Annotated in this window: 14 protein-coding genes; 3 read left to right on the top strand and 11 right to left on the bottom strand. The window is 63.2% G+C overall.

From position 1 onward, the window contains the following. Positions 1 to 73: 73 nt before the first annotated feature. Positions 74 to 1,063 (bottom strand): LLM class flavin-dependent oxidoreductase, encoded by a 990-nt coding sequence (locus ACTHNE_RS11900; RefSeq protein WP_324940907.1) that lies wholly within the window; start codon positions 1,061 to 1,063, stop codon positions 74 to 76. Between the two features lie 534 nt (positions 1,064 to 1,597). Between ACTHNE_RS11900 and ACTHNE_RS11895 the strand changes: the two genes are divergently transcribed. Beyond that, the gene (locus ACTHNE_RS11895) at positions 1,598 to 2,572 is read left to right on the top strand and encodes a hypothetical protein (RefSeq protein ID WP_324940910.1); all 975 of its coding nucleotides are present in this window, start codon (positions 1,598 to 1,600) and stop codon (positions 2,570 to 2,572) included. Positions 2,573 to 2,670: 98 nt separating this feature from the next. Here ACTHNE_RS11895 and ACTHNE_RS11890 read toward each other — a convergent pair whose 3' ends face one another. From ACTHNE_RS11890 to wecB, 4 genes are read right to left on the bottom strand one after another with little or no spacing between them, the layout of a single operon-like run. Continuing rightward, positions 2,671 to 3,573 (bottom strand): DUF4434 domain-containing protein, encoded by a 903-nt coding sequence (locus tag ACTHNE_RS11890; protein ID WP_324940914.1) that lies wholly within the window; start codon positions 3,571 to 3,573, stop codon positions 2,671 to 2,673. After that, positions 3,567 to 6,473, bottom strand: coding sequence for an NfrA family protein (locus ACTHNE_RS11885; protein WP_324940916.1), 2,907 nt, complete (start codon positions 6,471 to 6,473; stop codon positions 3,567 to 3,569). Before ACTHNE_RS11885 ends, ACTHNE_RS11890 begins: the two co-directional genes overlap by 7 nt. Further along, on the bottom strand, positions 6,470 to 8,692 hold the full coding sequence (locus tag ACTHNE_RS11880; protein WP_440269356.1) for a glycosyl transferase family protein: 2,223 nt from the start codon (positions 8,690 to 8,692) through the stop codon (positions 6,470 to 6,472). The genes ACTHNE_RS11885 and ACTHNE_RS11880 overlap by 4 nt, the downstream gene beginning before the upstream one ends. Before the next feature lie 15 nt (positions 8,693 to 8,707). Next, positions 8,708 to 9,820: a non-hydrolyzing UDP-N-acetylglucosamine 2-epimerase gene (wecB, locus tag ACTHNE_RS11875; RefSeq protein ID WP_324946771.1), complete on the bottom strand. Its 1,113-nt coding sequence runs from the start codon at positions 9,818 to 9,820 to the stop codon at positions 8,708 to 8,710. Positions 9,821 to 10,228: 408 nt separating this feature from the next. Here wecB and ACTHNE_RS11870 point away from each other — a divergent pair, with 408 nt between their 5' ends. After that, positions 10,229 to 12,001, top strand: a complete 1,773-nt coding sequence (locus ACTHNE_RS11870; RefSeq protein ID WP_440269355.1) for a DUF2334 domain-containing protein — start codon at positions 10,229 to 10,231, stop codon at positions 11,999 to 12,001. Positions 12,002 to 12,093: 92 nt separating this feature from the next. Here ACTHNE_RS11870 and ACTHNE_RS11865 read toward each other — a convergent pair whose 3' ends face one another. Next, positions 12,094 to 13,116: a cupin-like domain-containing protein gene (locus ACTHNE_RS11865; protein WP_440269354.1), complete on the bottom strand. Its 1,023-nt coding sequence runs from the start codon at positions 13,114 to 13,116 to the stop codon at positions 12,094 to 12,096. 177 nt (positions 13,117 to 13,293) lie between these two features. Between ACTHNE_RS11865 and ACTHNE_RS11860 the strand changes: the two genes are divergently transcribed. Next, positions 13,294 to 13,785, top strand: coding sequence for a DUF6496 domain-containing protein (locus tag ACTHNE_RS11860; protein ID WP_324936986.1), 492 nt, complete (start codon positions 13,294 to 13,296; stop codon positions 13,783 to 13,785). 29 nt (positions 13,786 to 13,814) lie between these two features. On the opposite strand, the gene ACTHNE_RS11855 is transcribed toward ACTHNE_RS11860, so the two are convergent. The 5 genes from ACTHNE_RS11855 to ACTHNE_RS11835 form a co-directional block, all read right to left on the bottom strand. After that, positions 13,815 to 14,156: a helix-turn-helix transcriptional regulator gene (locus ACTHNE_RS11855; protein WP_324936988.1), complete on the bottom strand. Its 342-nt coding sequence runs from the start codon at positions 14,154 to 14,156 to the stop codon at positions 13,815 to 13,817. Next, the gene (locus ACTHNE_RS11850; RefSeq protein ID WP_324936990.1) at positions 14,153 to 14,476 is read right to left on the bottom strand and encodes a type II toxin-antitoxin system RelE/ParE family toxin; all 324 of its coding nucleotides are present in this window, start codon (positions 14,474 to 14,476) and stop codon (positions 14,153 to 14,155) included. Before ACTHNE_RS11850 ends, ACTHNE_RS11855 begins: the two co-directional genes overlap by 4 nt. Positions 14,477 to 14,592: 116 nt before the next feature. Beyond that, positions 14,593 to 16,242, bottom strand: a complete 1,650-nt coding sequence (gene pgm / locus ACTHNE_RS11845) for a phosphoglucomutase (alpha-D-glucose-1,6-bisphosphate-dependent) (RefSeq protein WP_440269353.1) — start codon at positions 16,240 to 16,242, stop codon at positions 14,593 to 14,595. A 163-nt stretch (positions 16,243 to 16,405) separates the two neighbouring features. Then, positions 16,406 to 17,092, bottom strand: coding sequence for an HAD family hydrolase (locus tag ACTHNE_RS11840; RefSeq protein ID WP_440269352.1), 687 nt, complete (start codon positions 17,090 to 17,092; stop codon positions 16,406 to 16,408). After that, on the bottom strand, positions 17,089 to 25,716 hold the full coding sequence (locus tag ACTHNE_RS11835) for a GH36-type glycosyl hydrolase domain-containing protein (RefSeq protein ID WP_440269351.1): 8,628 nt from the start codon (positions 25,714 to 25,716) through the stop codon (positions 17,089 to 17,091). Before ACTHNE_RS11835 ends, ACTHNE_RS11840 begins: the two co-directional genes overlap by 4 nt. Positions 25,717 to 25,782: the final 66 nt, after the last annotated feature.

The following is a 25,782-nucleotide window of genomic DNA, read 5'->3' as shown; positions in this document are numbered from 1 at the left end:
CCGTAGTCCCTATTCGCTGACGGCCGCCTGCAAATGCGGCCTGCAGTCAGAGAGCCGGTGCTCCATCCACGGCCTACATCTTCTCCGGCGCCGCCTGCATCGCCAACTCGAACGACCGCTTGCGCGCCGCGTGATCGAAAATATTCGCCGTCAGCATCAGCTCGTCCGGCCGATGCCGTTCGATGAATGCCGACAACCCTTCACGTACCGTCTGCGGCGATCCCACGATGGCACAAGCCAAAGCGCGTTCCACCATGTGTTTTTCCGCCGGCGACCAGAAACTTTCGATATCGTCGATCGGCGGCGGAATCAAACCGGGGCGCCCACGGCGCAAGTTCACGAAGCTCTGCTGCTGGGTGGTGAACAGCCGCCGCGCTTCCGCGTCGGTTTCGCAGGCCACCACGTTGGCGCAGAGCATGGCGCAAGGCGCGTGCAGTCGCGCGGAAGGTTTGAAATCGCGGCGATAGAGCATCAGCGCTTCGTCCATCGCATCCGGCGCGAAGTGCGACGCGAACGCAAACGGCAGACCCAGTGCGGCGGCAAGTTGCGCGCTGAACAGGCTCGAGCCCAGCAGCCATACCGGCACATCGATGCCGGCGCCCGGCACGGCGCGAACGACTTGCGCAGCGGATGCGGGCGCAAAGTAACCGAGCAATTCCTGCACGTCGTTCGGGAAGGTTTCGGCGGCTTCGTAGTAACGCCGCAATGCGCGCGCGGTCGGCTGGTCGGTACCCGGTGCGCGGCCCAGGCCCAGATCGATGCGCCCCGGATACAACGACGCCAACGTGCCGAACTGCTCGGCCACCTGCAGCGGCGCGTGATTGGGCAGCATGATGCCGCCTGCCCCCACCCGGATGCGCGAGGTGCCGCCCGCCACGTGACCGATCAGCACCGCCGTCGCCGCGCTGGCGATACCGGGCATGTTGTGGTGTTCGGCCAGCCAGTAGCGGTGATAGCCGAGCTGCTCGGTCCATCGCGCCAGATCGAGCATGTTGGCGAACGCCTGCGCCGGCGTGCTGCCTTCGGTGACGGGGGCCAGATCGAGTACGGAGAGAGGAATCATGCGAAGGCCTTTGGCGAGGAAGCCACGATCTGGGGATGGTTGCCCGAAATGCCAGCGCGATTACCACAGCCGCCTGGCTGGCTGCTGAACGGTTTCAGCAACTTTTTTCAAGAAACGTTTTGTGACGCAAATCCCAAAAACGGTCATCGAGGCGCCGACCTAACCAAATTTTGATGCCACTGAACACACGAACGCTAGACTCGACCAGCCAGCGAAATCCAGGTGCGTCATTCCCAGGATTGGTACCGCGCCGCTTCACTCCACGAGAGAAGTCGGCCGGGATACGGCATCACTGCCGTGTTGGATGTCTTCGCTGGCTTCAAACGGCTGCTGCATCATCTTTCGCGTCTCGGCGCTCAGGGGAAGACGATAGGCCGTTCTACGGACGACCTTCATGGGTGCTCGGAAAAGCACGACCAAGCCCGGTTCCGCATCGTTTATTTGCGGCGCCGCCGTCATGTCGTGGCAAAAACTCGCGTTATCGCCACTACTCAAATCAGGTGAAGGAACACCAAAGCATATGAATGTGAATCAATGAAACTACTTGCAACCGTTCAGAAAAAACTTCTTGCTCCACTTGCTGTATCCCTCGCACTTTTCGCCGCCAGCGCACCGTTATCGTCGAACGCAAACGCGCAGGCAACGCCGATCAAGGCACCGATCTACGGCGTCACACTGGACGACCTGTCCAATCTCAGCGCGATCATCACCTCGTTGACCAAACTGCCGTATCGGCCGACCGTGCGCGTCGTGTTCGATCCAGGCACCAGCGCGTCCCAGTACTACCCTGCCCTGGTCAAGCTGCACACGGTCGCGTACGTGATGGGCGAGATCATGGATTCCTACTACTTCCCGACCGATATCAACACCTACACCGCGCGCACCAAGGAGCTGGTCTATGGGTTGAACGGCACCGTAGACGTGTGGGAAATCGCCAACGAGATCAATGGCGAATGGCTGCGGCAGAACCCTAGCGGCAACAACGCCACCGTCAATGCCGAAGAAACCGCGATCGGCCAGATGGTCGCCGCCGCCAGCTCGATCGTGAAGGGCGTGGGCGGAAAAACCGCAGTGACGCTGTATTACAACGACGACAGCAAGGGCAACAATTGCTGGGAAAAACCGCAGGATTACTGGAAGACGTGGCCGACCAGCTTCCTGCCCTCCAGCGTGCGCCAGAGCGCGGATTATGTCCTCTTCAGCTACTACCCCTACCAGGATTGCCCGGGGCTGTCGCCGTCGTGGACTTCGGACTTCAGCGCACTGGAGAGCATCTTCCCGAACGCGAAGGTAGGCTTCGGCGAAATCGGTACGTCCAGCACGGGCGCACCCACGTCGGTACAGACAAGCCTGATCAAGACTTACTACCCGATGGTGAACAGCTTCAGCGATCCGAAGTTCGTCGGCGGCTTCTTCTGGTGGTACTACGCCGAAGAGATGGTGCCGTACACCAAGACGTATTGGAGCGTGCTCGATCAGACGGTTGCGCCGCTGAAGGTTCCGCAATAACGCGGGTCTTCTTCCTTACGCGTGCAAGGAAGAACGATGCCGGTTCCCCAACATCGCCGACGGCGATGTTGGGGTTCTTTTTCCACATCTCGCGCATCCTAGCGCTGCATCACCCCCGCCAACGCCGGTAAATAACGCAATTCGAAAAACACGCTGTCGCCCTGGCATGGCGCTCGTTGCGCCAAGGCTGCATGGGCCTGGGCCGCCGGCAAGGGAACCGCGCTGAACGCCTGGTCATTGCCGGTCTGATGGAAAATCTCGAACACCACGCCGCGTGCGTGGGCCGCCGAGCACTGGCTGGCTGCATCGAGATAGAGTTTGCGTTCTCCCTCGCCGAGGCGGCCGGTGCCTGCGCCGTCCTGCACCCACGCGTGCACGCCGCTTTGCTGGACGTCATCGAGCAGTTGGGCGTAACGCGACGGCGCCATGTTTCCCGCAAAAAACGACGTCACGTACACCGGCCGCCGCGCGATGCGGTCGAGCTGGCGGCGTTCGGAGGCGAGATAGTCCTGCAATGGCTTGCGTGCGTCCGGATCGCGCCAACGCTTGTCGTCGATCTCGATCGGCAGGTACCAACCGGCTACCGCGTCTGCGCCCAATTCATCCACCCACTGGCGCGCCAGGTCACCGTTGCGGCGCGACAACGTATGCAGGTAATCGCCAAGCTGTGCGTTCGACGCCTGCTGGCGCTGGAAGAACGCAGGATCGCTATCCAGCCCAATCACCACGCGCAGCCCGGCAGCGCGCGCTTCGCGCACACGCTGCAGCAGCCATGCGTGCCCTTGCGGATCGGCGAAGGCATCGCCATAGGCCGTCCACTGCAGCACCAGCGTATCGAAACCCTGTCCGCGCAATTGCCCGAACAACGCCGGCCACTGTACCTGCGCGACGTCGCGATCGCGCAGCTGCGGCTGGTAGATGATCGCCGTGGATGCGCAGGCAAGCAGCGGCGCCAGCAGGCCCAGCGCAACGATCAACCGTAGCAGGATGCGTTTCACCATTGCGCCCTCATGATCAGGAACACGGCGTTTCGTTCACGCAGGTAGCTGGTAAATGCATGCTGCCCTTCCAGCGCCACGCTGAAGCGGTGCGGATAAGCATCGTAATGCGTCTGGCCAAACCAGATGTTCCATTGCACGCCTAGCCCGACACGCCCGTCGCGCATGTAACCCAAACCCTGCGCACGGTCGATACCGGTGTACTGCAGATGGACGTAGGGCTCGACGGTCTGCCCCTGCACCAGCTTGTCTTGCAGGCCGAAGCGGTAGTCGAGCGTGAACACACTCTGCTTGGCGCGCAGGTAATGCGCCAGATCGACGTAGAAGTTTTGCGTAAACCAGCCCCATCCGCTGGCATGCCAATCATCGCTGAGCTTGGGACCGAACGACCATGAACCGCTGGCGCGCAGCATGGTGTCGTTATGCGTGCCACGGTTATTGCCGGCCGGCGTCTGCTGTTCGACCGACAACACGATGTTCTGCGAGATCAGCGGTTTCCAGTGCAGCCCCACACCCAGCATCGTCGCATGCACCGGCCACACCGAACCGGTGGCACCACTGCCGGCAAATAGGCGCGCGTAGGCGGCCAAGGTATGGGTATCCGCGCCGGACAGCAGCCGATATTGCGCTTCCAGTTGCGCGTAGCTGCGGTAGGAAACACCAGGTGCCACCGTGTTGGCCGCCGAGGACACCGTATCGCCCAGCGACATGTCCGCGTTGACACTCCATTTGCGGCCAAGGTCTTCGTGCAACCGCTGCAAGGCAAAGCGCTGATCGTCCTGGTCACGCGTGTCGGCACCGGCACCATCCGTCGCCGGCTCGCCGGCAACATCGAACTGGTCGATCGCCTGCGCGGCATACCAGCGTGCCTGCGCGGTATCGCCCAGTTTCTGGTGCACGTACAGCAATTGGCGGGTCAGTGCCGCGTTCTGTGGATCGGCCTGATGCGCCCGCTCGAATTGCAGCACCGCCTGGTCCGGCGCACCGGCTTGCAGATAGGCGTAACCCAGGGAAGCGGCCAGCCGGCTGTCGCCGGGCGCAAGCATGCTGGCCCGCTGCAGCGACGCCAGCGCTTGCGATGCATCGCCCGCCTGGCTTTGCAACGCCGCCAGGCGGGCGTAGTAACGCGCATCCGGATGCAGGGCCACGGCATTTTCCAGATCGTTGCGCGCCAGCGCCGGATCATGTGGTTCATCGGCCTGGGCACGCAGCCACCAGTAAGTACCGTCCTGGTTTCCGCCTTGCGCTGCGTAGGTATCCAGCCATGACCGCGCCACAGCCGTTTCATGGATGGTGAGCGCGGTGGTAGCCGCGGCGATCAGGTCCGCCGGCTGCATGTGCGCTGGCGGCACCGCACGCCACGCCTGCAGGGACGTTTCGTAGTCTTGCGCGCCATAGGCCTGATAAGCCAGCGCTCGCATGGTGGCGCTATCGCTTTGTTGCCTGCCGGCTTGCGCATAGGCGTATTCGGCCAGACCGGGCCGCTCGCTGCCATAGCAGTCGCCGAGCTGGCGCCACGAGCTGGCGGGATAATCCGGCGATAGATCAGCCATGACCTGGCGAATGCCATCGCAATCGTGCAGCGCGCCAAGAATGTGCAGTTGCTCGATGCGCAGCGGCATGCTCTCCAATGGGCGCCGCAACCGTTCGCGATCGTCCGCCGTGAACCAGCTTGGCTGCTGCTGCGCCAATACGGCCAAGCGGGCAAACAAGGCCGCCGCATGCGAGTTGCCGGCAAACGGATAGGCATCCAGCAACAATTGCTTAGCCTCAGTGAACGCACCGGCTTCCAACAGCCGATAGCTGAGAGGATCGAGCAGGCGATAGCCTTCCGGCTGCGCGATCAGCGCCTTCGCCTGTAAGGAAGCCTCGGCGTAGCGCCCCTGCTCCAGGTCGAGCCCGAAACGCTGTTCGCGAAAACGCTCGGCCGGCAGACGCGACAGCATGCTGCGTGCCACCGCATGATCGCCGCGCGCCATCGCCAGCGACAACGAAAACTGCGCCTGCCATGCTGCATTGGTGGGATAACGCGCTACGTAACGATCCAGCAGCGATGACTGATCGCGCGCGGCGATCGCCAGCAGATTCACCCATCGCCGCTCGTCCTTTTCGCTGGTGAACGCCGGCTGGTGCGCAGCCATGTACGAGACAAGCGCCTTGCGGTCATCGCGGTTGCTGATGGCTTGCGCGATGGCCAGATCCTGTTCCGGGGCATCCAGGCCGCCACCCTGCGATTGCAACTGACGCGCAACGTCGAGTTTGCCGAGCTTGAGCTGCAGCGTGAACCACTGCCGGCGCTCGTCGTCGCTGAGCTGACCCTGCGCATTCAATGCCGCCAGCTGCGCATCAGCGCGCTGATCATCGCCCAGATAAATCGTCCGCTGCACTAGCGCATGCCGCAAGGCCAGGCCTTCGCGGCTGCGTGCAAAATCCGGCGCAGACAGCTCCGCCTCGGCTTTGGCCATATCGCCGATTTGCAAATCGTCGAAGCCGCGCTTGGCGCGGCATACCGGCCGATTGTCGCGACTGCAATCGACGGCGGCCGTCGCCGGCGGGGGTATCGCCGCACGCAGCCGCGCATCGTTCGGGGTGTAGCGCAGTTGTTCGTTCAATACTGCCTGCGCCTGCCCCATATGGCCGAAATGCCGGTAGGCCTCGACCAGGTCCAGTGCCGTGTCAACGCTTTGCGGCGCCAGTTCGCGCGCGCGCATGAATTCGGCGATGGCGTTGCGCTCGTTGCCTGCGCGCAGCGCCGCATAGCCGGCCTGACGATGCGGATAGAGCATGAAGTGCTGATAGCCGCTGTCACCGCCAGCGGCGTCCTGATTCTGTGCACACAACGGCCATGTCGGCGCCATCACCAGCAGCGCCAACGCACAACGGGTAGGTAACGGTCGTTTCATGAGGCACGCCCCATTCGCGCGAACGCGATGCGCTCCTGCTCGAACATGCTGGTGACGCTCGGCTGCAACGAGGCTTGCAGCGCCAGCAGGCGATTCAACGTGTCCTGGCTGATCACGCCCTGGCTGATCAGGAACTCGCCCAGGCGCTGCTCGCTGCGCGCGTAGCTGAGCAACAGCGCCCTGAAGGCGACTTCATCCAGCAGGCCTTGCGCCACCAGTATCTCGCCCAGCAGCACCTGGCGCGACATGTATCCGTCCCACAACTGCGGCACGCGATCAAGGCCGATCAGGCCCTTGTCTGCGGCAGCTTGCAACAGACGATAAGGGTCGCGCTCATCGCCGTGCACTTGCGCATACCAGCGCCGCAAACCGACCGTGACCTGCCCCTTGTAGGCAATCACGTAACGCACGCGGCGGCCAAGCTGGCGCGCGATGGCGGCCAGCGAAACGGGATCGATGTACGACTCGCTGGCCAGCACCAGCACGCCGTCGTCCACCCGCAATGGCACGACCGCATAGTGCAGCGCGATGTGGCGCGGAACCTCGTTCAACAGTTCACGCCGCAGCCGCGCGGGGTCGATGGATTCACATGGCACGCCAATCTGCTCGGCAACCTGCCGCGCCAGTTGCTCGGCGGTGATCCGCCCTTCATGAATCAGCGAGCTGCCCAGTTGCAGACCGTCGATGCGGTGCAATTGCGCATCCTGTAGATCCGCTTCGGAAATCGCGCCGTTCGCCACCAGCATCTCGTCCAGCGAGCGCTTGCCGCGGTTCTCGCCACCGATGCTGGGAAAATCGTGCGTGGTCTTGTCCCAGGCCACGCGCCGCGGATCGCCACAACGGATGATCTGGCTGATGGCGCGCCAATTGGCCATGAAATTGATCAGATTGCCCCACAGCAGTCGCGGTATCGACAGCAGGCCCTGCTTGAGGCCGTAATAACCGGAGACGAATACCACCCGTTGCAGCATGCGATTGCCCATCAGCCCCACATTCGCCGCCAGCACCGCGTGGAACCAGTGCTGCCCTTCGAAGATCGACACGAACCGCGGCGCTTCTGGCCACACCATCTGCAGCAGCCAGATCATCGCCAGCTGCACCATGATCAGCATGGCGGCGAAACTCACGAAGTTATTGATGGCGCCCTTGCGGTCGCGCCACAGGAAATAATTGAGCACCAGGCTGTGCTTCCAGCCGTGCGTGCGATAGCCCTGGTAGACGATGCCGATGATCCAGCGCGACTTCTGGCGCACCGCCGTCGCCAGCCGGTCGGGAAAATACTCGCGCACGCACACCACGTTCGCGTCGCGCGGGTTCTGGCCCAATTGCCCGCGCTTGGGATGCCGCTCATGCCGCAATACCGGAAAGCGCACGAAGATTTCTTCCATGCCGCGTTCCTTCAGGCGCAGGCCGATGTCGTAGTCCTCGGTCAGGCTTTGCGCGTCGAAGGCAATGCCATGGCCGTCCTCGATCAGCGCCAGCATGGCGCGCCGGCTGAAGCAGGTGCCGACACCGGCGCTGGGCACCTGGCCGGCCAGCGCCTCGCGCACGGGAATGTCCTTGCCGTGCAGCTCGGCGAACTCGTCCAGATAATGCAGGCTGGTGAAATTGTTCCACTGCCGCTCGAACGGATAGACCGGAATCTGAATCAGATCCTTGCGATGCACCAGGTAATTGAACAGCCGAAGCTCGTGCTCGCACACCACGTCTTCCGCATCGTGCAGAATGAAACCTTCGAAGGCCACGTGCGCGCGGCCTTCGAACTGCATGATCGCATCCAGCACGTTGTTGAGGCAGTCGGCCTTGCTGGTCGGACCAGGACGCGCGCACACCACCTTGTGCACGTTGGGAAAGCGCGCGCAAACCTCATCGACGTCACGCTGCGTATCCGGATCGTTCGGATAAGTGCCGACGAAAATGTGATAGTTCTCGTAATCGAGCGTGGTGGCGGCCAGTTCGGCCATGTGGCCGATCACGCCGGTTTCCTTCCATGCCGGCACCATGATCGCCAGCGGCCTTTCCGCCGGGCGGTACAGCTCGTGGTAATGCGTGTGCTTGCAGGAGTAGTAGACGAACAGCGAACGCCACAACCGCCGGACCCAATAAACGCTGTCGATGAAAAAGTCGTCCAGCCCGCTGATGAAGATCATCACCGCAACCACGGTAACGACCACGCCGAGGGCATAAAGATAGCTCGTGAACGCATCCAGCCACCACATAGGGGCCCCCTTCGCTCAGATTGCTTCGCGCTTGCACTCTTCGTATGCCAATGCGTCCCTTAGCCGCTCAACCACGCGCACGCTCGCCTTGCCATCGCCGAATGGATTGCCCGCATGGGCCATCGCACTGTACGTATCCGCATCCGACCACAGCGCTTCGATTTGACCGACGATGGACGCACGCCGCGTACCGGCCAGCCGTGCGCAACCTGCTTCGATCGCTTCGGGCCGCTCGGTTTCGGTACGCAGCACCAGCAGCGGCACGCCGAACGTCGGCGCCTCTTCCTGCAAGCCGCCCGAATCGGTCAGCACCAGCCAGGCGTCGATCAGCGCCTGCTGCATCTGCAGGTAATCCAGCGGCGGGCTCAGGCACACATTGGTCAGGCCGCCGAGGATGGCGTGCACGGGCTTGCTCACGGTCGGGTTGAGGTGCACCGGAAACAGCACTTGCAAATCGGGATGATTGCCGGCGACGTCGGCGATCGCATAGCAGATTTCGCGCAAATCGCTGCCCCAGTTTTCCCGCCGATGCGCCGTGACCAGCAGATGCCCGCGCCCTCGGACATGACGCTTGATGCCATAGTGCTGCATCGCCCAGTGCTGTGCGTCGATCACGGTATTGCCGGTAACGCTGATGCGTTCGCGCGCGATGGCTTCCTCGCGCAACGCCTGCGCGGCGCGTTCGGTGGGCGCAAAGTGGAAACGGGCAATGCGGCTGATCATCTGGCGCAGACCCTCTTCCGGAAACGGCCGCTCCAGATCGTGGGTGCGCAGACCCGCCTCGATATGCGCCACGGGAATGTGATGGTGAAAGCCGGACAGCGCGCCCAGGAATGTGCTTTCGGTATCGCCCTGCACGATCACCAGCGACCACGCCGTATCGCTCAATACCTGGTCGAGCAGGCCGCGGCAGCAAGTGCTGAACTCGCACAGGCCATCGCCACTGCGTTCCAACGAGATGTCCGGATGGATCTCGAAGCAACCGAGCATCTGCCGCGCCATCTCGCCATGCTGTCCGGTGTGCAGCCAATGCGGCCGTGCCCATCCACTGCCACGCAGGCAGTGATACAGCGGCGCAAGCTTGATGATCTCCGGACGCGTACCGGAAATGATGAGTATGTCTTGCATGTTCCCCCCTTTGCAGAGTGGGAATGCCACCCCGCGTGCCGACGTCCCTGTCTCGCCCCCTGACGCTCGTTTTCGAGCAGCGGACAGCGGACCTGCCGAATGGACGGAATCGGGAGATTCGCTGGTACAAGCAGCGCAAGCAGCTGCTTTGATCGCTATATTGCCAACTAGAAGTTAAGCATACACATTAAATTGATTAGTTTTTGGTTATTTGGCACTTGACTCGATCCAATCAATTTGCTAGTCGACAAATCAACCGTGCCGCCGTAAGCTCACCCCCAGCGAGGCGTTCCATTTTCACGGGACAGGGGCCTGCGCATTCGGGATGTTGATCGCACCAGGGCAACGCGCGCGCAAGCGATGGTGTTGCTACGCATCGATTCCGTCTTTTGCGTTAGGGGGCTTTCCATGATCCGACCAGCTTTCCGTGGACCATCCACGCTCACGTCGTTCCTTGCCGGCCTCGCACTGGCCGTGGTCGCTGCATGCGGCGCACCCTCCACTGCAGCGCAAACGCTGTTTGCGGGCGCACGCACACTTCCCGCACCGCCGCCACCACCGCAAGCGACATTGCCCGTCAAACAGGCAACGATAAAACCATCGACATCGACCACGCTGTCGACATTCACCATCAGCGCAACGACGGCATTGACCCAGGCCGCCAATGCATTCAATGGCGCGCCCGGCGCCAACACCAACCAGAACACGCTGGTGCTGTATGACAGCACCGGCCAATGGGGATGGCTGGGCGAAGCGTACGGCGTAATGGCCGGCAACCTGGTCACGCACGGCAGCAAGTACACGCTGCACGCAGCGGTGAACTATATTGCGGGCGAACTCAGCGGCTATACCGGCCTGATCTACATCGGCTCGACCTATAACGAGCCGTTGCCCACCGCCTTGCTGGATGATGTGCTGGCCACCGCCAAGCCCGTGCTGTGGATGAACGACAACATCTGGCAGCTGTCCGCGCGCGCGGCGAATTTCGCAGGACAGTACGGCTTCACGCCGATGTACTTCGATTTCTCCAATGCCTTGACGGTGACGTACAAAGGCGTGGCCTTGCAGCGTAATTCGCTGGCCGTTCCCTCCGGTTTGCTGCAGACGGTGATCAACGATGCGACCAAGGCCCAGGTGCTGGCCGTCGCCACCAACGATACCGGCGGCACCATCAACTGGGCCACGCGCGGTGCCAACCTCACCTACATCGGTGAGATCCCCTTCAGCTACACCGGCCCGAACGATCGCTACCTTGCCTCCATCGACCTGATCAGCAAGGTATCCAACCCGAACATGCTGTCACGCAAGCGCGCGCTGGTGCGCATCGAGGACGTGGGACCGGATGCCGATCCGGCCGAGCTGCGCGCGGTCGCCGATTACCTGTACAGCAAGAACGTGCCGTTCAGCGTGGCGGTGATTCCGTTCTACGTCGATCCCAACGGCTATTACAACAACGGCATACCGATGTCGATCCATCTCTACCAGGCCAAGGGCGTGGTAAGCGCGTTGAAATACATGCAGTCCAAGGGCGGCACCCTGCTGATGCACGGCTACACGCATCAGTACTCGAACATCCCCAACCCCTATAGCGGCGTCAGCGGCGACGATTTCGAGTTCTACCGTGCGCACATCGACAGCAACAATTACGTGGTGTTCGACACACCGGTGGCCGAAGACAGCATGTCATGGGCGCAAGGACGCATCACCAAAGGTATCCAGGAGTTCACCAAAGCGGGCTTTTTCGCTCCCACCGTGTTCGTGCCGCCGCACTATGCCGCTTCGGCGATCGACTACCAGGTGTTCCACTCGCAATTCGCGGCGCTGTATCAGCGCAGCCTGTTCGCCTCCGGCTGGTGCCCGAACGGTGCATGCGGAACGGGTACGCCTGATTACACGCGGATCTACGGCCAGTTCTATCCGTATCTGGTGCGCGACATTTTCGGCGCGACGATCGTGCCCGAACAACTGGGCAACGTGGAACTGGTCGAGTTCAACAACAATCCGCCGCGTTTTCCTGCCGACATCCTCTACAGCGCAAACTGCAATACGGTGATCCAGGACAGCGTGCAAAGCTTCTTCTTCCATCCCTACCTGAACATCAGCTATCTCAAGCAGATCGTCGAAGGCTTGCAGGCCATGGGCTATACCTTCGTGCCCGCGAGCGTGGTTTCGCAGGGTTGATGGTTCATCGCCGGCGACTGTCCCCTGCAGGCCCCGGCATGAAGAGCCCCTTTCCTTCGGGAAAGGGGCTCACTTTTTTTCGCCACAGTTCTTCAGAACGCCTGCTGCTGCGGGTATTCGGCGGTGAAATCGTTGTCCCACAGGAAATTGGTGAATGAGACGGTGACCGAAATATCCAGGCCTTCCACGAAATGCCAGCAGCCGACCGGCAGGAACAGAATCTCGCCGGGGTTCAACACGCACTCCAGCACCTGCACGTTCGCCATGCGCGGATAGCGTTGCAGGTCGATCTGCCGTCCATCCACGTGCGTAAAACAGTGCTCATGGTTGTAGACGTGCGCGATCTCGCAGGCCGGCATCATCAGGATGCGTTTGCGGCCCAGCACCTGCGCCATGAAGTTGTTGGTCAGGTCATGATGGAATGGGGTAATGGTGCCGGCCGGGCCGAACCATAGAAAACCCTGCGCGGCGCCCTCGCCGTTCAAGTACTCGGGAATCTGCACGATGTCCTGCCACAGTTCGGCCAGCGCCGTGCGGTTCGTTCCCTCGTTGTAGGCGGTCATGTAGAAATCGTTGCTGCGCCCGGCGCTGCGCACCATTTCCACGTAATCGCCGAACGGCATCGTCTTGCGGTGCGCGGTCTTGCGCAGCTCGTATTGCGCGTCGGCGTCGCGCCCGAACTGGATCTCCACTTCGCGCTCGCCGCAGCATCGTTTGAAGTAGTCCAGGTTCCACCGGGTCATCGCGGGCCAGTCATCGAGCATGCCGGTGATGATCACCGGACGACCGGCGGTGTAGTAGGCATCGAGGAATTCATCGCGCGACAGCTTGTGCCTGCGCGGCACCTCGGTACTGCGCAGGCGGTTCATGTGGCGCTGCGTTTCCAGCACCCAATCGTGCTTGGCCAGCCGGTTGCGCAGCCGCTGCGCGCCGGCGAGATACGGGCTGGCCATGGCCTGCTGCATTTCCTGCACGGCTTCCTCGTGCGGAATGCCGGCACGTAGCATCTGTTCGTAGATGGCCTGCGGCGGACCGTCCAGCAGCAGGTTCTCCGCAATCCATCGGCGCCACTCGTTGTCGACGTGGACTACCGGCTTCAACTCGACGTTCGCCATGACATCCCCTCGCGTGTTGCCCGGCCGTAGCGACGAGCCTGGCACACGCCAAGCCCACCGCGGTGTCGATTGTGTCGGCGAAATGACAACGATGTCCATAGCCTGTTTTCCTTGACGCCCGATCGACCCCCGAAGTGGAAAAGTGGTTATCCCTTAAGTTTCAGCCGGAGGCCCGTCATGCCTGAGGAACGCACATTGCGCGCCGCCGAACGGGATCGGCGCGAAGGCAAATCGCCCAGCACGCAAGCCGGCGAATTCGTGCGCGAGGAAATCGAACACGTCCGCGAGGGCAAGCACGGCGTGCGCTCGTCCAAGCAGGCCATCGCCATCGGCCTGTCCAAGGCCCGGCGCGCCGGCGTGCGCCTGCCGGCGCCCAAGAAGAACGCCAGCAAACAGGTGCAGGAGAAGGCCGAGCAGGATCTGGAAGCCGGTGCACAGCATCGCCGTAAATCCCCACGGCGTGCGCGCGCTACCGAGAACGCCCTGAAGCGCGAAAGCCGGCAGCCCGCGTCGAAAAGCGCGCTGTCACGACAGGCCAGGACAGCTGCGGCCAAGCGCAGCAGCGGCGCGCGTTCGGCCGCAGCGAAGAAGGCGGCGCGGACCAAGGGGCCGGCGAAGCGGTCGGCGGCGGCAAAGAAGGCGGCTAGAACGCGGAAGGTAAGGGCTTAGTGCAGTTCGGCTCGTGCGAGGCAGTTGGGCTAGACAGCGCGCCGTCTTTCCTTAGGCTTCGCAGCCAATGTAATGCGTAGCTCGCAACCCACCGCATCGGCATAACGCCTGAGCGTCGCCATTGACGGAGCATGCTTGCGGCTGCCTGCATTGGCTTCTAATCGCGCCACCGACGCCTGTGCAACACCCATGCGCTCAGCCACGTCCGCCTGCGTCAGCTCGGCGCCCTGGCGCGCACGCACCAACTCAGCCAAGGCGGCAAACTCATCGGCCAGCGCATCGTAGGCTGCTGCAAACGCTGGATCTTTGCGCCAACGCTTGCGCGTAGCCTTAACGTCCAGCGGCACCGGCTTGTACCGTTCGCGTGTCATGCCTTGACCTCCTTCAACCTCGCCCGCGCAATGTCCAGATCATGCGCCGGGGTTTTCTCTGTCTTCTTGATGATGGCGTGCAGGATCACGATGCGGCGCCCGACCACGGTGCAATAGAACGCGCGCCCGATACCTTCGCGACCTTTTGCCCGAACCTCGAACAAACTCGCTCCCATCGCCCGCGTATGAGGCATTCCGATGTCGGGGCCAAGCTCGACCATTGTCTCGACAATACGCAGGAAACTGGCACGTACACCCGCCGGCCAGTTCTCTATGTACGCGGTGACCCGAGTGTTGTAGTAGCTGATTTGCCACGTCACGAATATAACATCCTTGTTATTAACAGGAAATCAGTCGGTACCCCTCGACTATGTTCGGTTTAGCGCCAATCCGTGGTAACCCGCCGCCCGCTGCTTTTCCGGTAAGGTTTTTTCCCTTACCCCGCCAACGCCGCATCCACAATCCCCTGCGCTTCGCGCAGGATTTCACGCAGATGCTCATCGCTGCGGAAGCTCTCGCCGTAGATCTTGTAGATCTCCTCGGTACCCGAAGGACGCGCTGCGAACCAGCCGCTTTCGGCCATGACCTTGATGCCGCCGATCGGCGCGTTGTTGCCCGGTGCGCGATCGAGCACTTCTACGATCTTCTCGCCGGCCAGTTCCTTGCTCTGCAACTGCTGCGGCGAGAGCTTGGCGAGCCGGGCCTTCTGCTGGGTGTTGGCGGCGGCGTCGACGCGGCTGGAATACGGCTTGCCCAGTGTTTCCGTGAGATCGGCGTACAGCTCGCCCGGATCCTTGCCGGTGCGTGCGGTCATTTCCGCAGCGAGCAGCGACGGCACGATGCCATCCTTGTCGGTGGTCCACACCTTGCCGTCGTGACGCAGCATGGAAGCACCCGCGCTTTCTTCGCAGCCGAAACCGAGCGAACCGTCGAACAGGCCATCGGCGAACCACTTGAAGCCGACCGGCACTTCGTACAACCGGCGGCCGAGGCGCTCCGTCACGCGGTCGATCAGCGAGCTGCTGACCACGGTCTTGCCGACGCTGGCGCGATCCGCCCATTGCGGACGATGGCGGAACAGGTAATCGACCATCACCGACAGATAGTGATTGGCCTGCATCAGGCCGGCGCTGCGCGACACCACGCCGTGGCGGTCGTGATCGGTATCGCAGGCGGCTGCCACGTCGTAGCGGTCCTTCAGGCCGATCAGGCGCTGCATGGCGTATTGCGAGGAAGGGTCCATGCGGATCTTGCCGTCCCAATCCACCGTCATGAAGCGGAAGGTGGGATCGACCACGTCGCTCACCACGGTGAGGTCGATGCCATAGCGTTGCGCGATCGGCTGCCAGTAATGCACGCCGGCGCCGCCGAGTGGATCCACCGCCATGCGCACGCCGGCGCTGCGGATCACGTCGAAGTCGATGATGTTTTTCAGATCGTCGACATAGCGGCCGAGAAAGTCGTGTTCCTGCACCAGGCTGGAACGGCGCGCAGTGCGATAGCTGATGCGCTTTACGCCATCGAGGCGGCTTTCCAGCAAGGCATTGGCGCGCTGCTGGATCCAACTGGTGACGTCGGTTTCGGCCGGCCCGCCGTTGGGCGGGTTGTATTTGAAGCCGCCGTCGCCGGGCGGGTTGTGCGAAGGCGTCACCACGATGCCGTCGGCCAGGCTGTCCACGCGCTGGCGGTTGTGCACCAGGATCGCGTGCGACACGGCCGGCGTGGGCGTGAATTCGCCACCGGCCGAAATCGCCACCGCCACTTCGTTCGCCACCAGCACTTCCAGCGCGCTTTCGAACGCGGGCTGGGACAGCGCATGCGTGTCGATGCCGATGTACAGCGGTCCGTTGATGCCCTTCTGGCGGCGGTAGTCGCAGATCGCCTGGGTGATGGCCAGCACGTGCCATTCGTTGAAGCTGCGATCGAACGAAGAGCCGCGATGGCCAGAGGTGCCGAAGCTCACGCGCTGGGTGGGTTCGGCCGGGTCCGGGCGAAGCGCGGTATAGGCTTCCAGCAGCTTCGGTACATCCACCAGCAGGGTTTCCGGGGCGGGTTTTCCGGCGAGCGCGTCGACGTTCGGGTTCACGTGTACAAGATCCTCACAGATACGTTCGTAGGTTGGGGTGCAAACCCCAACGGTGCCATGTCGATCAGGTCGACGATGTTGGGGTTTGCACCCCAACCTACCAATTATCCGGGAAGCCGCATCAATCCTTCGTCTGCGCCGGGCCCAGCGGGTGGCCGTCTGTTCAGGCCTCCGCCTGTACCAGTTCGGCCGCCAGGGCGGGCAGCTCGGCGATCGCCTCGATGGTGTAGTCCAGGTCGGCCTGGAGGTCGCCCAGGTCCGTGGTGAGGGCGTAGTGGCCCTGGCGCACGAACACGGTGGTGAGCCGGTCGCCGAGCTTGCGCTTCATCTTGGCGAGCAGGTTCGGCTTGTCGTCGACCATCACGTAGTGCGATGCGGGGTAGCGTTCCTGCATGGCGTCAAGCGCGAGTTCCTTGTGCACGAAGATCAGCACCTCGCCGCGCACCGCGGCTCGGATGCCGGCGCGTTCGATCTTGTGCGGCTGAAACACCACGTCGCCATCGGAAAGGATCACCGCGCGGCCGAGCCGGTTCAATTCATCGATGGTTTCCAGCGCTTTCGGGTACAGCTGGTGCTCGAACGGATAATCGAGCAGCCAGTACGCGAGGTTGAATACGCCTGGGCGCGTATCGTTTTCCAGGCGGAAGTGCTGCAGCGCGCCGAGATAGTCGACGTAGCCCAGCGAGTTCCTCAGTTCTTCGTAGATCGCCCAGTAGCGATCGCATTCGGCCTGCCCGAACTCGCGCATGAGGTGCGCGCGCAGTTCGTTCCCGAAGCGGTCGTTGTCGAGCAAGGTGTTGTCGACATCCAGCAGAAATACGTGCGCAGCGTTGGTATTGGCCTGGTTCACAAATAGACATCCACATGATGCTCGCCGCCGTCGTCGATCAGCGGCAGGCGGTCGCCCTCGACCGGCTTGCCGTTGAACAGGATGCGGCGCGGTTCACCCTGCCCTTGCCCCGCATGCACCACGAACTGGTAGTCGGTCTCGCGGTGGCGGTAGCTCAGGTGGTACTCCGTCCAGTCTGGCGGAAGCACGGGGGTGATGTACAGGCTTTCGCCTTCCACGCGCAAACCCAGCAGCGATTCCATGATCAGCCGATACATCCAGCCGGCCGAGCCGGTGTACCAGGTCCAGCCGCCGCGGCCGTCGTGGATGCCGCCATAGTAGACGTCAGCGGCGACCACGTACGGCTCCACCTTGTAGACGTCGATGCGTTCGCCGCTGCCGTGGCTGATCGGGCTGATCATATGCAGCAGTTCCCAGGCGCGCCGCGCGTCGCCGTTGGCGGCGAAGGCCATCGTCGCCCAGATCGCGGCGTGCGTGTATTGCCCGCCGTTTTCGCGCACGCCCGGCACATAGCCCTTGATGTAGCCCGGGTCCAGCGCGGAACGGTCGAACGGCGGATCGAGCAGTTGCACGATGCCGGCCTCGCGCTTCACCAAGTGCCGGTCCAGCGAGGCCAGCGCCTGCTGCCGTCGCTCCGGCGGCGCCACGTTCGACAGCACCGACCAGCTCTGTGCGATCGAATCGATGCGGCACTCTTCGTTCTGCCTGGAACCCAACGGCGTGCCGTCGTCGAAATACGCGCGGCGGTACCACTCCCCATCCCAGCCGTGTTCGTTCAATGCAGCAGCCAGTTTGCGCGCTTCGTTTTCGCAACGCTGCGCGTAGGGCTCGTCGTTGTGGCGGCGCGCGGTTTCGGCGAACGAGCTCAGCACCTCGCATAGGAAAAAGCCCAGCCAGATGCTTTCGCCGACGCCCTTCTCGCCGACTTTGTTCATGCCGTCGTTCCAGTCGCCGGTGCCAATCAGCGGCAAGCCGTGCGGCCCCATCGCCTGCAGGCCGCGCTCGATCGCCTGCACGCAATGCTCGTATAGCGTGGCGTTCTGCTGCGAGTGGATGGGCAAGTCGTAATAGGACTCTTCGTCCGGACGCACCGGACGGCCTTCGATATAGCCGATGCGTTCGTCCATCACACCGGTGTCGTGCGTGGTGTGCACGTAGCGGCTGAGCGCCAGCGGCAGCCACAAATAATCATCCGAGCAATGCGTGCGCACGCCGCGATCCGTAGGCGGATGCCACCAGTGCTGCACGTCGCCTTCCACGAACTGGTGCGCCGCGCACAGCAGCAGGTGTTGCCGCGCGTTGTACGGACTGGCGTGGATCATCGCCATGGAATCCTGCAACTGGTCGCGGAAACCGAACGCGCCGCCGGACTGGTAATACCCGCTGCGCCCCCAGAAGCGCGCCGCGATCACCTGGTACATCAACCAGCCGTTCGCCAGCGCATTCACCGCCACGTCGGGCGTCTTCGCCTGCACCTTGCCCAGCGTCCAGCGCCAGTGCATGCGCACTTCTTCCAGCGCAGCGATGGCGGCGCTGCCGCCGCGATAGCGATGGGCCAGATCGCTGGCGCTCTTGGCGTCGGGCGCCGCGCCGAGGCGGAAGATCACTTCGCGCGTTTCATTGTTGCCCAGCTCGAACGGCACCTGGATCGCCGCGCAGGGATCCAGGCCGGCGCCGATGCGTCCCGACAAGCCGGCGCGACCCATGGCCGCCGGTATGCGCGGGCCGCCGTTGCGACCGAGAAACTCCATGCGATCGCAGGTGACGCTGCGCGTGGCGGCATCGGTATCGAAGAACGCCACCCGCCCCGGGAACTCGGTGTTGTACGCATTGCGCGCCAGCAAGGCGCCGGTGGCCGGGTCCGATTCGGTCACGATATGCATCGCGTACTTGTTGCGCATATCGCCCAGCACCCATTCCACGTAGCCGGTAGCGGACAGCCGCCGCGCGCGGCCGGAACGGTTGCGCACGCGCAACACCCAGAATTTCAGCCGCGCATGCAAGGCCACGTACATCCACAGCTCGGTGTGGATGCCGTCCTCGACGTGCTCGAACACCGAATAGCCAAAGCCATGCCGCGTCACGTACGTGCCCCTGCCACGATGCGGCAGCGGCGTCGGCGACCAGTAGCGGCCGGTTTCCTCGTCGCGCACGTACATCGCTTCGCCGCAACTGTCGCTCACCGGATCGTTGTGCCATGGCGTAAGCCGGAACTCGTGCGAGTTCTCCGCCCAGGTATAAGCGCTGCCCGCCTCGGACACCACACAACCAAAATCGGGATTGGCCAGCACGTTCGCCCACGGCGCCGGCGTGGGACGGCCCGGACGCAGCACGATCACGTATTCGCTCAGGTCCGGCGAAAAACCGCCGTAGCGATTGCTCAACTGCAGGCTGTCCATCAAGGCCTGCGTGGTGTCCTCGCCGATCACCTCCACCGGGCGGATCAGCCGGTTGATCGCCAGCGCCGGCAACTGCGCTTCCACGCGGCGGCGCTCAATTTGATCGGCCAGCACACCACGGCTATCGGAGAGCACGATGCGCGCCACCGATTGCACCAGCACGCGATCCTCCGCCGAAAGCTGTTGCGACGGGCGTACGAAAATGCCGCCGGGGCGATCGACCATGCCCGCTTCGGTGCTCGAGGCGATCAGTCCGAGGATCAGATCCTGCAGTTCCTGCCGATAACCGGCCTGGTCTTCGTTCCAGATCACCAGGTCGACCGGCAGCCCTTTCAGCCGCCAATAGGCGTGCGCCTGCACCAGCTGCCGCACCAGTTCGATGTTCGCGATATCGCCGATGCGCAGCAGCACGATCGGCAGGTCGCCGGAAATCGCCTGCCCCCACAATCCCGATTGGCCGCGTCGGTTGGCTTGCAGCACGCTGGTTTCGGCGCGCAGCAGCGTGTTGGCGTACAGGATGGAGGCGGCCATGCGTTCGTACAGCCGTGCATCCGCATGCGCGGCGTTGAGTTGCTGCAGCAGTACCTGGCTATGCGTCCAGGCCAGGTCGAACACACGATCGGCCAGGTGGCGATCGCGATATTTTTCGGCCAGGTGCAGGCAGGCGTCGCGGTTTTCCGCCATGCCGGTAACGATGTCGATGGTGGCCGACTGCTCCGGCGGCAGCGTGATACGCACGCGGATCGCAACGATCGGATCGAGCACCGAACCCACCGTGTTGGAAAGCCGCGCATGCGATTCCATCCGGCTCAAGGCCAGCGGCCGGGCGACAGTACGGCCGCGGCCGATGAATTTCGCGCGATCCGTTTCGTAGGAGATGTCATCGATCTGCGCATCGTGCACCGCCAGCACGTGGCACAGCCATGGCACCCGTTCGTTGTTGGCGCGCGGGCGGCGCGTGCCGATCAGCGCCTGCGCGGACGCCACCCATTCGGTCTGCACGAACAAATTGCTGAAAGCCGGATGCGAGGCATCGGCCATCGCCGGCGCGATCACCAGCTCGGCGAAGGTAGTGATTTCGATACTGCGCGGACGACGGCCGCGATTGGTCAGCCGCACGCGACGCAGTTCGATGTCGTCTTCCGGCGACACCACGATTTCGGTATGCGCGTCGTAATGATGCTTGCGCACGCGGAACTCGGCGCGGGCATCGGAAAAAATCGCTTCGTAGTGATCGGGCTTGACCAGCGTTGGCTGATAGGTGGCCGACCAGAATTCCTTGGTCTCCACATCGCGCAGATAGCAAAACTGGCCCCAGTTGTCGCGCGTATAATCCTCGTGCCAGCGGTGCACGGCCAGATCGCGGCAACGGCTGTAGCCGCCGCCGGCGCTGCTCACCATCACGTGATAACGGCCGTTCGACAGCAGTTGCACCGCCGGCCGCGGCATGTTCGGATCGGTGAACACGCGCAGCGGGTTGTCGGCCATCACAGTGCCGGTCTGCAACGTTTCGAAACCGATCGCATGCAGGTATTCGGTGGCATTCTTGGGTACGCGCTCCTGCAGCAGCAAGGCGATGGCGCGGAACTGCGGATCGTTGTCGAAGCGCTTCTGCATCGGCCGATCCAGCAGCAGGTACGCCAGCGACAGCAGGCTCATGCCCTGGTGGTGTGCCATGAACGAGCTCACCACTACCGAGTTCTGCCCGTGCGGCACGCGCGCAGGGGTGTAGTCGATCGCTTCGTAGAAACCGAAACGCCCTCGCCTGTCTTCGCTCGCAAGCCGTTCCAGGTTTGCGTAGGCTTCCGATGGCGCCACCATCAAGGCCATCACGCAGGCATACGGCGCGATCACCACATCCTCGCCGAGGCCACGTTTCAGCCCTAAGCCCGGCACGCCGAACGCGCGGTATTGATAGTTCAAATGCACGTCGACGATGTTGTAGCCCGATTCGGATACGCCCCACGGCACGCCGGTCTGGCGGCCATATTCGATCTGCCGCTCCACCGCCGCGCGGCAGGTCTGGTCCAGCAGCGTGCCTTCGTAGGTGGGCATCACCAGCATCGGCATGAGGTATTCGAACATCGAGCCGGACCACGACAGCAGCACAGGCTTGCCGCCGGATGCGGTGAGCAGGCGTCCCAGTGCGAACCAGCTCTCTTGCGGCAATTGACCTTGCGCGATGGCCAGATAGCTGGCCAGGCGCGCTTCGGAGGCAAGCAGGTCGTAGCAGCTGGCGTCCAGCCGGCGTTCGTCGACGTTGTAGCCGATGGAAAGCAGCTTCTTGCGCGGGTCGTACAGGAAACGGAAGTCCATCGTGGCCAGTTCCGAAATCACCGCGGTCAAACGCAGGATTTCGTCGCGGCGCCCTTTCGGCGTCGATGCTGGCGTGCCTTCCGCGGCAAGATGGTTGGACACCAGCACCTGCCACAAGGTGGGAATGCCGTCGCGCTCGGGCATGCCGGCCGTCCATGCGCTGACCAGGTCCATCTCGTGCCGAAGATCGGCCAACTGCTCGCGCAGGCGCTGGTACCAGAAGTGCGCTTCGGATTCCGGGTCGTTCGGAACGAGGGTATGCAGATCGTCGATGCGCATTTGCAGATCGACCACGTGCACCATCACCCGTTCCAGCGACGGCGGTGGCGTCTGCACGTTATCGCGCAGCAGATGGCGCAGGCTGGCGATGGCCGCATTGTGCTGACCGTCCGGCAAGGCGTCGCGCAACAGCGTCAGCGTATCGCGCAAGCCGTCCAGCAGGCGTGGGTGGAACAACGGATCTTCCAGCAGCGCGAGCAAGCCGGGCCGCAAGGTCAGCAGATGCGCGGCGAGATTGCCGCTGTCCACCGATGAAATGTAGTGCGGCGTCAACGGCTGCAGCGTGGTGGTGTCGTACCAGTTGTATAGATGTCCACGATAGCGCTGCATGTTCTGCAAGGTGTGCACTGTCTTGGCCACGCGATCGAGCAGGCGTCCGGCGGTGATGAAGCCGAAATCGTACGCAGCCAGGCAGGAAAGCAGCGACAGGCCGATATTGGTGGGCGAGGTGCGATGCGCCACCACGGCGGCGGGCACTTCCTGCATATTGTCCGGCGGCAGCCAATGGTCTTCCTCGCCCACGTAGGTTTCAAAGAACGCCCAGATGCGACGCGACAACGCGCGTAGAAAACGCCGCTGCCGCCGCGATGGCGTGAACGCGATTTCCTTACGCCGCCCGCTCGACCAGTACGCCAGTTCAGGGCCGACCAGCCACAGCAACAGCACCGGCAAAGCCGGCGCCAAGGCGAGCGGCTGCCGGGCCCAGATGGCCACCGCGCCCAGCAGCGCCAGCGCCGGGTTGATCCACATCATGCGATAGGTGCGCAAGGCCGATTGCGTGTCTTCCTGTTGTACCTCGCGCGAGGTTCGCCACTGCAGCAGGTTGCGCCGACTCACCGCCATGCGCCACACCGTGCCTGCGATCGCATCCACGCTGCAGTAAACCTCGTGCGGCAGGCTGGTGAGATTGAACAGCGCGCGCGCAATGTGCTGCCCTGCCGGCGCCAGCGCGGATTTCAGGTGCGACGCGACGGTAATGTCTTCCTGCTTCTGCACGATCGCCAACAGCGCCGAAAGCACCGGCAAGGTGAACAGCAGCGCCAGCACCGCCACCGTCCAGACGATCGGTTGCACGAAACACAGCCACACGATCAGGAACAAGGCGACGAACGAAGGCGCCACCAGGCTGCGCCGAAGGTTGTCGAAGATCTTCCAGCGCGACAGGCCATCCAGGGTGTTCTTCACCCATTGCCCTTGCGCATTCGTCACGCGCGGCAACATCCATGGCAGCAGCTGCCAGTCGCCGCGGGTCCAGCGATGGCGGCGCTGGTAATCGGCGAGATAGCTGGCGGGATATTCCTCGTACAGCGGCACGTCGCTCAAGAGACCTGAGCGCGCATAGCAGCCTTCGATCAGGTCGTGGCTGAGAATGGTGTTTTCCGGAAAGCGGCCGTCCAGCGATTGCGCGATCGCCTGCACATCGTAGATGCCCTTGCCGATGAAGGAACCTTCGCCGAACAGATCCTGGTAGACGTCCGACACCATGCGCGTGTATGGATCGATACCCACCTCGCTGCCAAACAGCGCGGCGTAACGCGACCGTCCGCTGCTCGGCAGGCTGATGCCCAATCGCGGTTGCAGGATGCCGTGGCCGCGCAGCATGCGCCCGCGCTCGGCGTCGTAAACAGGGCGATTGAGCGGATGGACCATCACGCTGGCGAACGCCTGCGCGGCGTCGCGCGGAAGCTGGGTGTCGGCGTCGAGCGTGATCACGTAGCGAATGCCACGCAGCACGTCGATCGGGCCAACGGTCAGCATGAACGGCGTGGTCCGTCCGGTAAGCAGCAGATGATTGAGATCATTGAGCTTGCCGCGCTTGCGCTCATAACCCATCCATACCTTGTCCGCAGGGTTGTAGCGCCGCGGACGATGCAGCAAGAAGAAACGGTCGCGCGAACTGGGGGCGTATTTCGCATTCAACGCATCCACGTGCTGGCGCGCCAGCCGCAGCAGGGCCTGGTCGTTTTCCTCCCATTCCTCATCGCCGTCCTTGAAGTCGCTGAGCAAGGCGAGATGAACATTCTGGTCGCGGTTGGCCAGGAAATGCACTTCCAGCGCCTCGATCATGTCCTCGACATCCTGCGTGCTGCCCAACAGCGCCGGCACCGCCACCAGCGTGCGCGCCGATGGCGGCACGCCGCGCGAGAAATCCATGCGCGGCAACATGCTCGGCCTGGTGCAAAGGGTGACGATCCAGTTCACCAGCCCCAGCGCGAACTGACTGGTGGCGAGCAAGGATGGAATGGCGATCAGCACCAGCGCCCACGCAGGATAACGGTCGCTGCTGGCGGCCGCGACGATCGGTGCGGTCAGCAGTAGCGTGAGCAGCAGCACCGTGCCCGCATACAACGGCAGCGCCCAGCGCTGCAGCGTGCGCCGCAGGTTCATCCAGCGGTGGTAGCGGTAGCCGACTTTTTTCTCCAGCGCTGGCAGGCCTTCGTCGATCAGGTAATAGCCCACATGCGCGCGAATGCCGGCCACCGCGTTTTCGGAGGCGCACGCCACGGCCAGCTCCAGTGCTTCGTGGGCAACGGCTTCTTCGGGTTGGTTGCAGGAACGCGCCAGGCGCTCGATCACGTGGCGGTAATGATCGCGCGTGGCGAAATCCATCTCCGCATAGACGCCGGCGGGATCCTTGCGCAGCGTCTGGTCGACGATACTCGAGCGCTCGACGAAGGCATGCCAGTCGATCGCCGACAGATGGCGCAAGCTGCCGATGCTGTTGCCTACGGAAACCTGGTTGGCGGCCTGCTCCTGTGCTTCCACCTGCAGCTGATGTTCGATACTGGAGCCGTTTTCGGCCAGGCGCTGCTCCACCCAGGTCAGCGGCATCGCCAGCACCGGGCTCTGCCCTTGCAGGCGGCGTGCAAGTTCGGCGACGAAGGCGTGCGTCATCGGCGGATCGGAGCGCGCCATGTCAGCCACGCCGATTACCACACTCTTCGGATCGTGCTCGGCGATTTCGGTCAGCACGTCCGCCCATTTTCCGGCCTGGTCGCGGTAATGCCGGTTTGACATCACGCGCACGGCCGCGCGGCGCAGATTCTCGATCAACGCCAGCCGCAGCATGATGGGAATCGCCCACAGCTCGCCCAGTGTCAGCGGCCGCACGGTCTGGTAGGCGGAAATGAAGCGGCCCAGGCTTTCGTCGTCCACGCGGCCATCGCCGTGTGCGATGGTTTCCAGCGCCAGCACGTACACACGCGGCAAGTCGTCGCCTTCGGCATCATCGCGCACCAGCCGCGGCAGTTCGCGGTTGTAGCGCCGCGGCAGATGGCGGCGTGCGATGCGGATCTGGTCTTCGATCAGGTAATAGTTGTCCAGCAACCATTCGGCCGCAGGCGAAATGCGCCGGTTGCTTTTGGCCGCGGCGGTCAGCGATTCGCAGGTTTGCAGCAGCAGGCCGGCGTTCTCGTCCAGGCGCTTGAGCAAGTGATCGGATGACGAACGCGGACTGAGCTTGTGCTGCCTGGCCAGCGCAATGCCGTGCTGCTCCATCTGCTCGGCACTGAACAGCTCCGCGCGCAGCGCCGGCTCCATCGGCTCATCGCCCGAAGCCCCTTCGCCATAACGCGCAGCCGCCTGCGGATGCAGCGCTACGTGCAAAAGAGAGTTTTCGCTCCTCAACATCGTTTCGTTCCGAGTGGTGCCACCTCCCCGTCAGAGCGCAATGCCCTGGCGTTCTTCCGCACGCCG

It is taken from the genome of Dyella sp. (genome assembly GCF_051954575.1).
Lineage (GTDB): Bacteria > Pseudomonadota > Gammaproteobacteria > Xanthomonadales > Rhodanobacteraceae > Dyella_B.
Note: the sequence above shows the minus strand (reverse complement) of the source record. Positions and strands in the feature narration are given on the sequence as shown.